The 9,502-nt window shown below is 61.4% G+C and carries 8 protein-coding genes; 6 read left to right on the forward strand and 2 right to left on the reverse strand.

What is annotated here, in order from left to right:
• Positions 1 to 74: 74 nt before the first annotated feature.
• The 5 genes from AC01FP_RS14660 to AC01FP_RS14680 all read left to right on the forward strand — a co-directional run bounded on the left by AC01FP_RS14660 (position 75) and on the right by AC01FP_RS14680 (position 6,846).
• On the forward strand, positions 75 to 464 hold the full coding sequence (locus AC01FP_RS14660) for a restriction endonuclease subunit S (protein ID WP_474481344.1): 390 nt from the start codon (positions 75 to 77) through the stop codon (positions 462 to 464).
• A 2-nt stretch (positions 465 to 466) separates the two neighbouring features.
• On the forward strand, positions 467 to 2,599 hold the full coding sequence (locus AC01FP_RS14665) for a GmrSD restriction endonuclease domain-containing protein (protein ID WP_474481345.1): 2,133 nt from the start codon (positions 467 to 469) through the stop codon (positions 2,597 to 2,599).
• Positions 2,600 to 2,661: 62 nt separating this feature from the next.
• The gene (locus AC01FP_RS14670) at positions 2,662 to 3,030 is read left to right on the forward strand and encodes a nucleotidyltransferase domain-containing protein (protein WP_474481347.1); all 369 of its coding nucleotides are present in this window, start codon (positions 2,662 to 2,664) and stop codon (positions 3,028 to 3,030) included.
• Positions 3,017 to 3,433, forward strand: a complete 417-nt coding sequence (locus AC01FP_RS14675) for a HEPN domain-containing protein (RefSeq protein ID WP_474481349.1) — start codon at positions 3,017 to 3,019, stop codon at positions 3,431 to 3,433. The genes AC01FP_RS14670 and AC01FP_RS14675 overlap by 14 nt, the downstream gene beginning before the upstream one ends.
• Entirely contained in the window at positions 3,430 to 6,846 is a 3,417-nt protein-coding gene (locus tag AC01FP_RS14680) for a DEAD/DEAH box helicase family protein (protein ID WP_474481351.1), read from the forward strand. Before AC01FP_RS14675 ends, AC01FP_RS14680 begins: the two co-directional genes overlap by 4 nt.
• A 502-nt stretch (positions 6,847 to 7,348) precedes the next feature.
• Here AC01FP_RS14680 and AC01FP_RS14685 read toward each other — a convergent pair.
• Entirely contained in the window at positions 7,349 to 7,579 is a 231-nt protein-coding gene (locus tag AC01FP_RS14685) for a YrrC family ATP-dependent DNA helicase (RefSeq protein WP_474481353.1), read from the reverse strand.
• A gap of 57 nt (positions 7,580 to 7,636) precedes the next feature.
• Positions 7,637 to 7,846 (reverse strand): hypothetical protein, encoded by a 210-nt coding sequence (locus AC01FP_RS14690; RefSeq protein ID WP_474481355.1) that lies wholly within the window; start codon positions 7,844 to 7,846, stop codon positions 7,637 to 7,639.
• 226 nt (positions 7,847 to 8,072) lie between these two features.
• Here AC01FP_RS14690 and AC01FP_RS14695 point away from each other — a divergent pair, with 226 nt between their 5' ends.
• The gene (locus AC01FP_RS14695; RefSeq protein WP_474481356.1) at positions 8,073 to 8,654 is read left to right on the forward strand and encodes a sigma-70 family RNA polymerase sigma factor; all 582 of its coding nucleotides are present in this window, start codon (positions 8,073 to 8,075) and stop codon (positions 8,652 to 8,654) included.
• The last annotated feature ends 848 nt before the right edge of the window (positions 8,655 to 9,502 follow it).

Consider the following 9,502-nt stretch of genomic DNA (forward strand, 5'->3'; position numbering starts at 1 on the left):
TGGAGGCGCACCTCCAACTCACTGATCGGGCCACCAGCCAGCTGGCTCAACAGCTGACCCAAGGTTTCTGCTAGTTGAAGGAGGGTGATCTTCTGCTTTCCAATTCGATGAGCTTTGGTCGTCCTTACATCATGAAAACGAATGGAGCCATCCATGACGGATGGCTAGTGCTTCGCGATGCTCATGCGACTTGCAACTCCGATTACCTCTATCATGTTCTTGGGTCTCCAGCATGTTTTGCGCAGTTTGCGCGGGCGGCTGCGGGTGCAACGGTCAAGAACTTAAATACCTCTATTGTCAGCTCGGTTGAGATACCACTGCCACCACTTGAGAGGCAGGTTGAAATTGCTGAGAGGCTGGATGCGGTTGAACTCCACGTCGGTCGCAAGTTCGCCTCGTTAGCACAAATAGCAGAGCAGCTGAGGAGCAGTTTGACTAGCTCGCTAATCCAGGGCTTTAGCTGATCATGAAAGCCACAGAAGCCAAGCTGCTTCAGATCCTGGGCGCCGTCTCCCAGTTCATCATTCCGATCTATCAGCGCACCTATTCATGGACGCTCAAGGAATGCCAGCAGCTCTGGGCTGACATTCACCGTGCCGGATCCACCGAGGAGATCGGTGTGCACTTCATCGGCTCGGTGGTGCACATCGATGAGGGCCTCGGCAACCTCGCGGTGCAGGCCCCCAAGCTGGTGATCGATGGCCAGCAGCGGCTCACCACCGTCACCCTGCTGCTCACGGCCCTGGCGGATGTGCTGGATGGGCTGCCAGAAGAGCAGCAGGAGCCGATTGAGGAGTTTGCTCCGGCCATCATCCGCGAGACCTACCTCACCCGCCGGCACCAGAAAGGCGACAAGCGCTTCAAGCTGCTGCTTTCCGATACCGATCGCGTCACCCTGATGGCGCTGGTGGATCCCACCACGGCAGCGCTGCCAGCTGAGCCCTCGATCCGGATCCAGGAGAACCACAAGTTTTTCCTGGAGCAGCTGCGCGCACCCACCACCGATCTGGCCGTGGTCTGCCGGGGCATAAGCAAGCTGCTGGTGGTGGATGTGGCCCTCTCCCGCGATCAGGACAATCCCCAGCTGATCTTCGAGAGCATGAACTCGACCGGCCGGGAGCTCTCCCAGGCCGATCTGATCCGCAACTATGTGCTGATGGGCCAGCCGCCCGACCTGCAGGAGCGGCTCTACACCCTCCACTGGCGGCCGATGGAGCAGGCCTTCGGTCAGGAGGCCTACAGCGGCAATGAGTTCAGCGCCTTCATGCGCGACTTCCTCACCCTAAAAACCGCCGAGGTGCCCCGGCTCGATCTGGTCTACGAGGTGTTTAAGCAGTACGAGCGCCAGCCAGGCGTCGCGGAAGCGGGCATCGAGGCGTTGCTGAGCGATCTCCACTCCATCGCCATCCGCTACTGCCGCGTAGCCCTGGGGAAGGAGCCCGATCCGCAGCTGCGGGATGTGTTCCACGACCTGCGCGAGCTCAAGGTCAACGTCGTCACGCCGTTGCTACTGGAGCTCTACGGCGACCATCAGGCCGGCCTGCTCAGCCGCAATGAGCTGCTGGAAGCCTTGCGCCTGCTGGAGGCCTATGTCTTCCGCCGGGCTGTCTGCGCCATTCCTTCCAACTCCCAGCAGAAAACCTTCGCCACCTTCAGCCGCTTCTTGCGCCGCGAACTGGGTCACTACCTGCCCAGCTTCAAGGCCCACCTGCTCGATCTGCCCTCCTACCGGCGCTTCCCTTCAGATGAGGAGTTCCGCCGCGACCTGCAGATCCGCAACCTCTACAAGTTCAACAAGAGCTGCAGCTACTGGCTCCGCCGCCTGGAGAACCACCAGCGCAAGGAGCCGATTGCAGTGGCTGATTACACGATTGAGCACATCCTTCCCCAGAACACCGACCTCTCCCCTGCCTGGCGTGAGGCCCTCGGTCCCGACTGGGCCCAGCTGCAAGAAGAGTGGCTGCACCGCCTCGGCAACCTCACCCTCACCGGCTACAACCCCGAACTCAGCGACCGCCCGTTCCTCAACAAGCGGGACCACCAGGAGGGCGGCTTCCGCACCAGTCCCCTGCGCCTGAACCAGGGCCTGGGCCAACTGGACCGATGGGATGTCGACGCAATGCGCCAGCGAGGGGAGACCCTCGCGGCAAGCGCCTTGGATGTCTGGTCATCGCCCCAGCTGAGCGAGGAGCAGCGCCAGGCCTACCGGCAACTCAGCCGCCGCCAGGTCGCTGGCTACACCCTCGACGACAACCCTCAGCTGTCCAACCCCCAGATCCGTGCGGTCTTCGACGTACTGGATGCCCGCATCCGGGCGTTGGATCCAAATGTGAGCCAGGAGGTGCTCAAGCTCTACATCGCATACAAGGCCGAGACCAACTTTGTCGACATCGTTCCCCAGGCCAAGCGGCTGCGCCTCAGCCTCAATATGCCCTTTGCGGAACTGGACGACCCCAGGGGCCTGGCCAAAAACGTGACTGGCATCGGCCGCTGGGGCAATGGGGATGTAGAGCTCGGTGTCTCCACATTGGACGGCGTTTCCTATGCCCTCGGTCTGATTCGCCAGTCGCTGGAGCGGCAATTGGAGGGAGAGTCGTGAAATCGTTAGCCAGCCTTAGCCTGAGGTGCTTCCACGCGATCCAACCGATCGCCTTCAGCCCGATGACCCAAGCCACTCCTGCTGTTGGCACTGGGGCTCCAGTACGGGCCTGGGCCGTCACGGCCGAAAAGATCAACGACGTGGTTAACCGTCTAGTGGTCGCAGCATCGCCGCTGCGGCTGATTGCCTTTGGTTCTGCAGCCCGGGGCGAGCTGGCCGCTGCCAACGATCTGGATCTGCTGGTGGTTGAACCCGAGCTCACCAGCCGCTACAGCGAAACGGTGCGGTTGCAGAAGGCGCTGCGCGGTGTGCTGATGTCGGTGGATCTGGTGGTCACTAGCCAGGCCCACTTCAACGAGCGCTCCCGTATTCCCGGCACACTCGAATACGCCGCGCACTGCGAGGGACGGGTGCTTCATGACTCGCTTTGATCAGGCACGGCTGCTGCAGCGCAAAGCAGCTCAAGACCTGGCCGTGCTCGACAGGCTGCTGGATGATCCAGCCATCGACGACGAGACCCTCGGCTACCACGCCCAGCAGGCGGCCGAAAAACTGATCAAGGCGCTGCTTGCCCTCCATGGGTACGACTACCCGCGCAGTCACAACATCGGATTGCTGCTCGATTTGCTCGCAAGCCACGGCATGTCCCTGCCAGATGGCTTCGAAGCGGTGCAGACCCTCACGCCGTTCGGCACGGTGTTCCGTTACGACGACTTGCCGCTGGAGGACACCCCGGATCGCCGCAGCTGGCCGCCGTTGCTGCACGGTCTTCAGGCTTATGTGACAGACGCGATCGAGGCCGATAGGCGCTCTGGAGGCAAGTCCAGCCAATGACCTCCCAGTACGCCCTGATCGCCAGCCAGTGGCCTGAGCTCCACGAGGAGGCGCAGAAGGTTGAGCAATTTGCTCTCTCCGATCCCCGCACTGCCTGCTTCTACGCCCGCCGCACCATCGAGCTGCTGGTGGAGTGGGTGTATGAGAACGATGCCCAACTGCAACGACCCTGGGAAGAAGCAAGCCTCTCGCAGCTGATCCATGCCTTTGACTTTCGCCAGCTCGTTGGCGAACAGACGCTGGGTCGCGTCCAGCTCATCAAGAACCGCGGCAATGAGGCGGTGCACCGCGCTGAGCCGATGCGCGTGGCGGCCTCGGTGCTCGTCGCCAGTGAGCTGTTTCATGTGCTGCGCTGGCTTGCCCTCACCTACGGCCGGGATCGCGACACCGCTCGGGCCGCCCGTTTCAATAAGGCGCTGTTGACCATGCTGCCGCAGGCGGCCGCAGCGCCCGGCCCCACACGTGAACAGCTGCAGGAACTTGCCCATCAGCTCGCCGAACGGGATCGTCAGCTGCGCGAAGCCACGGAAGCCAGCAAAGCTTCCAAGCAGGAGCTGGAGCGCCTGCGTAAGGAGATCACTGCTGAGCGCAAGACCAGGGAGGCGGAGGACAAGCCCGAGGTCGACACCACCGAGTTTGAAACCCGCAGGCTCTACATCGATCTCTACCTCGAAGAAGCCGGCTGGGTGCATGGCCAGAGCTGCACCCATGAACACGAGGTGCAGGGGATGCCCAATGCCACGGGCCAAGGGTTCGTGGATTACGTGCTCTGGGGCGACGACGGCAAGCCCCTCGGCCTGGTGGAAGCCAAGCGCACCAGCCGCGATCCACGTGATGGTGAGCGCCAGGCGGAGCTTTACGCCAACTGCTTGGAGCAGCGTTACGGCCAGCGGCCTCTGATCTTTCTCTCCAACGGCTACCGCCATCGCCTGTGGGATGACCTCCGCTACCCGCCGCGGGACGTGCAGGGCTTCTACAAGAAAGAGGAGCTCGAAACCCTTATCCGCCGTCGGGAGATCCGTCAGCCCCTTGCTCAGGCCACCATCTCCACTGCCATTGCCGGGCGTTACTACCAACAGCGAGCGATCCGGGCGATCTGTGAATCCCTCGAGCAGGGACGACTCAAGGCCCTGCTGGTGCAGGCCACCGGCACCGGCAAAACCCGCACCGCCATCTCGCTCACCGACGTGCTCACCCGCTGCAACTGGGTGAAACGGGTGCTGTTCCTCGCCGATCGCACATCGCTGGTGCTCCAGGCCGAGCGGGCTTTCCGTCGCTTCCTGCCCGATTGCTCACCGGTGAATCTCGTCACCAATAAAGGTGGCGAGGGGCGAGTGTTCCTCTCCACCTACCCCACGATGATGAACCTCATCGATGCAGAGGACTCCCACGGCGTCAAGCGTTTTGGGGTGGGCCACTTCGATCTGGTGATCATCGACGAGGCTCACCGCAGTGTCTATCAGAAGTACGGGGCGATCTTTGCCTACTTCGATTCGCTGCTCACCGGACTCACCGCCACACCGCGCGAGGAGATCGACCGCAACACCTACGAGCTGTTCGATCGAGAGATCGGCCTCCCCACCGATGAGTACGGCCTCGATCAGGCTGTTGGCGATCGCTTCCTCGTGCCGTTCAGGCCCATTTCTGTGCCGTTGCGCTTTCCGCGCGAAGGCATCAGTTACGACGCCCTCAGTGACGACGAGAAGAGCCAGTGGGACCTGCTCGACTGGGAGGAGAACGTGCTCGGATCCGGTCGGATCGAGTCCGGCGCCATCAACGCCTGGCTGTTCAACGCCGACACCGTCGACAAGGGGCTGCAGGTGCTGATGACCAAGGGCTGCCTCGAAGCCGGTGGCGATCGCCTTGGCAAGAGCGTGATCTTCGCGCGCAACCACAAGCACGCTGAATTTATCCGCGAGCGTTTTGATCACCACTACCCCCACCTCGCCGGCAAGGCCGCCCGGGTGATCGACAACCAGGTGAAGTACGCCCAATCGCTCATTGACGAGTTCTCTGATCCAGACAGCGATCTACGCATCGCCATCTCCGTCGACATGCTCGACACCGGCATCGACATCCCTGAGATCGTCAATCTGGTGTTCTTCAAGCCGGTGCGCTCGCGCACCAAGTTCTGGCAGATGGTGGGGCGCGGCACCCGCACCTGCAAAGACCTGTTTGGCCCTGGGCGCGATAAGGAGTGCTTCTGGATCTTCGATCTCTGCGAGAACCTTGAATTCTTTCTCGGTCAAGGCGGGGTCGAGTCCACTTCCGCGCCCGAAAGCCTCAGCACTCGCCTGTTCCGCGCACGCCTCTCCCTGATCGACACGATCGATCAGAAGCTGCCCGCCAGCGACTCCGAAGAACCAGACCTGCGGCTGCATCGCCACACGCTGGCCGAGCTGCTGCGCTGCCATGTGGCCGCCTGCCCCGCCGACAACTTCCTGGTGCGCCCCCACCTCCAGCTGGTGGAGTGCTTCAGCCGTCCCGAGGCCTGGAACCAACTCAGCCAGGGTGATCACCAGGACCTGGCGATCACTTTGGCTTCCCTGCCCTCCGCCTACGCCGAGCAGCAGGGCGACACCGACGCCGACGCACGCCGTTTTGATCTACTCCTTTACAACCTGCAGCTCTCCTTGCTACGAGGGGAACCGCGCTTCCAACGCCTCCAGCTGCAGCTGCGCGAGCTGGCCGCCCAGCTGGAGGCCCGGCCCAACATTCCCCAGGTGGCGGCCGAACTGGAGCTAATTCGTGATCTGCTCCGCGATGAATGGTGGCAAGACATCACCGTGCCGATGCTCGAGGAAGCGCGGCGGCGCCTGCGTGGCCTGATGGGTCTGATCGAAACGATCAGCAGGGAACCCCTTTACACCAACTTCGCCGACGAGCTCGGTGAGCTGCGCGAACTCGATGCCGCCGCCCTGCTCAGCCGCGATGAGTTCCAGCAGTTCCGCCTGCGTGCCCGCGAGTTCCTGCAGGCCCATGACGACCACCTCACAATGCAGCGCTTACGCAAGAACCAACCCCTCACGGAAGCTGATCTGGATGAGCTACAGCGCTTCCTGCTCTCCCATGGCGTCGGCACCGAGCAGGCGATCCAGCGGGCGGCTGAGGAGTGCAATGGTTTTGGCCTGTTCATCCGCTCCCTGGTAGGCCTCGACCGCAATGCTGCCAAGGAAGTCTTCGCTGAGTTTCTGGCCGACGGCACCCACACCGCCAATCAGATTCGCTATATCAACGAGATCATTGACGAACTCACCAGCCGCGGCGTCATGGATGTCACCCGTCTCTACGAAGCACCTTTCAGCGATCTCGCGCAAGGACCGGAGAGCCTATTTTCGGTTGCTGAAGTCCACAACATCTGCCACCTGCTCGACCTGATCAAAACAAGGGCTTTGGCAGCCATGGCGGCCTAAAGCAGGGTCTAATTGTTTTTACGATTAGGTAAATAAAGGGCAACTGAAAACGAGCACATAGTTACTGATGCATCCTGATTTATGCGCCAATCGTGATCATCCCAGGGGCTGATTCAGAGTGCGCCTAGATCTCTTTAAGGCTGGTCCCGCAAGCAGAAAGGTGGATTCACGAGCAATGGGTTATTGAGTAGCTCACTAGCTGCTATCAGCATTCCAGAAGTTCCAGCTGCTGGATCAATCTGAACAGAGATAGCTTCCAGGATTTCGAGCGGAGTGAAAAAGAGCCCTGAGTCAGTCATGGATTCCTCGCCGCAGCTGAAAACACATTCTATGCCTTGGCTGACGACCTGCTGTGTGGCAAGCGTCGATTGACAAGTCGTGGCTCAAAGGTGTCTTATTCCGTCAAGTTTTAATCCTTCGATAGCGTTTGTTTTTACGACTTGCTGGCATAGATCGGGCCGATGCCGCGGATCATCCCCGATCCCAGATACTTTTCGATTCCCTAGGCCGTGGTACGCGGCAAGGAGAACAGGAAGGCCGCCTTGAACTGCTGGCCGTGCTCCCGGCTTTTCACCCAGGTGCCACAGACGGTGACCAATTCGCCGGCGCTGATCTCAGCCGCGTGGCCCACCACCGTCACCAGCTCGCGGTGGTCGCGGGCCTTGATGCGCAGCACGCAGAAGCCGCTCTCGGCGCTGTGGAATTTGACGCGCTCAATCGAGCCCGCCAGCACTTCGGTGGGCTGCTGGGTCTCGGCGCTCCGCGACTGCCGCCGTTCGGCTGCCTGCCCTCAGCCGCTCTGGGCATCGGCTAGGTCCTCCGCGGCGCTGTCCACCATGACGCTGTCCTCCTCGACGCTGTAGTACTCCCGATCATCCGAGCAGCACATATCGTCGTAGTAGCGCTCCAGCACGGCGTAGGCCTCGTTGTACGTCGCAAACGACTGGCCGGCGATGCTGTCCAACTGGCCGTCGTCCCGGACGATGCGGTAACGGTTCATCGCGGCTGCCGGACTCGGTATGCCAAGTGTCTCAGCGGCTGAGCAGGGACTGCTGCATTAAAGGCAGGCGTGGGGGAGCAGGTCGCCACCGGGCCGTCAAACACCCACCTGAATCCCTCGTCCAGTCCTCGCGCTGCGTCAAGGATCGGGCCATGCGCCCCGGTGGGGCGTCCTTGTCACATCACTGCGGCTGGCCGTTGGGGGTGGGGTTCTCTGCCGTCCCCAGATGGCTGCCCCACTTTCCCGCTCTGCTCTCCGTGCCCGCGATGCCCTAGTGCTGGAGCACCTCTCCCTGGCTGATGCCGTTGCCTCAGCTGTAGCCCGCCGCTTCTTCCCTTTGGTCGAGCGGGAGGATCTGATCCAGGTAGCAAGAGAAGCCCTGCTCCGTTCCGTGCTGCGCTGCAAAGCAGGTGAGCCTGCAGAGCCGTATCTGCGCCGTTGCATCTCAGGTGCCCTGCAGCATCACCTGCGCGATCGGGTGCGGCTGGTGCGCATTCCACGCCGGCTGCATGAGCAGGGTCAGTGCCCTTTGGGTCACATCAGTCTTGATGGCCACGCCGAAGGCGAGCCGTGCCTGCTCGATCAGCTGGCGGCCCCAGAGCAAGAAGCAGCCGGGCCCGCTGATGATCTGGCGCTGGAGCAGCTAGTAGATCAGCTGCCTGCAGCTCAAGCCACGGCCCTGAGGCTCACCATCCTTGAGGGCCTCTCGCTCCGGCAGGCGGCCTCGCAGCTGCAAATCAGCGCCATGTCGGTGCAGCGGGCCCAGAAGAAGGCTCTTGAGGCTCTGCGGCTGCAGCTGAAGGCCTGAGGGCCACAAGGCCGCCTCTGGCGGCCCAATCCGCTTGCTCCATTAGGTCAATCCCATTCGGCGTTCCGCTGCGCTGCTTGGTCAGCCCATCCATTTGTTCCGCCCACCCGCTCGCCCCTGCTTGGGCGTTCCGCTGCGCCGCAAACTCACAGCATCTCTAGTTCGATCCTCACTCCGTCGCTTGGCTCAATCCATGCGGCGCCATTGAGGCCCCGTTTGCCGAAATCCAACCGGCCGGCGCCGTCAAGGGAACGGGTTTGTGCTGCCTGACTCACAAATGGCTTACGCAGCTTTCCCTTTTGGCATCAGGCCATCTCTGGAAGCGCCCTTAGATGAAGCAACGTGAATTCGGGTCATCTTGCTTTATTGAAACCCCTTCCTGTCTCCATGGAACTTACAACTTCTGCCTTGAAGCTAAAAGCTTTAACAGCCAGCCTGTAAGTTCAACTTCGTTGTGATGGAAGCTTTGAAAGCCTGCCTGCAAGCTCTCATTACACTCCCCTCAAGCTTCAAATCTCCTCCTAACTTGTAAACTCTTTGCCTGCAAATCAAGGCAATGCGCAAACTGCAAACTTATGGGCATGTTCGTGTAACGTAAGTGTCGCTTATATGGCTTCAGTGGTGTCGCTAAGCCTCGCTTTCTCGCCCTAATCTCGTTAGGTACTCGGAGCTCCACTCGTCGGGCTTCCTTATCAAATCCACCCCCCATGCTTTCCACCAACAGCGTTCTTCGCCGGGCCCACCGAGCCGGCCTTCCCGTCAAGAAAACGCGCCACGGCTGGGTCCTTGGGTAGCGCCCCTCCGAGTGGTGTAACTCAGGAGGTCCTGTGACCCTTTCCGGAGGGTGA

This window comes from Cyanobium sp. NIVA-CYA 375, assembly GCF_056108345.1.

Coding starts and splice junctions, on each gene's coding strand:
- AC01FP_RS14680 (WP_474481351.1), top strand. CDS start 3,430: ATGACCTCCCAGTACGCCCTGATCGCCAGCCAGTGGCCTGAGCTCCAC.
- AC01FP_RS14670 (WP_474481347.1), top strand. CDS start 2,662: ATGACCCAAGCCACTCCTGCTGTTGGCACTGGGGCTCCAGTACGGGCC.
- AC01FP_RS14690 (WP_474481355.1), bottom strand. CDS start 7,846: ATGAACCGTTACCGCATCGTCCGGGACGACGGCCAGTTGGACAGCATC.
- AC01FP_RS14665 (WP_474481345.1), top strand. CDS start 467: ATGAAAGCCACAGAAGCCAAGCTGCTTCAGATCCTGGGCGCCGTCTCC.
- AC01FP_RS14675 (WP_474481349.1), top strand. CDS start 3,017: ATGACTCGCTTTGATCAGGCACGGCTGCTGCAGCGCAAAGCAGCTCAA.
- AC01FP_RS14695 (WP_474481356.1), top strand. CDS start 8,073: ATGGCTGCCCCACTTTCCCGCTCTGCTCTCCGTGCCCGCGATGCCCTA.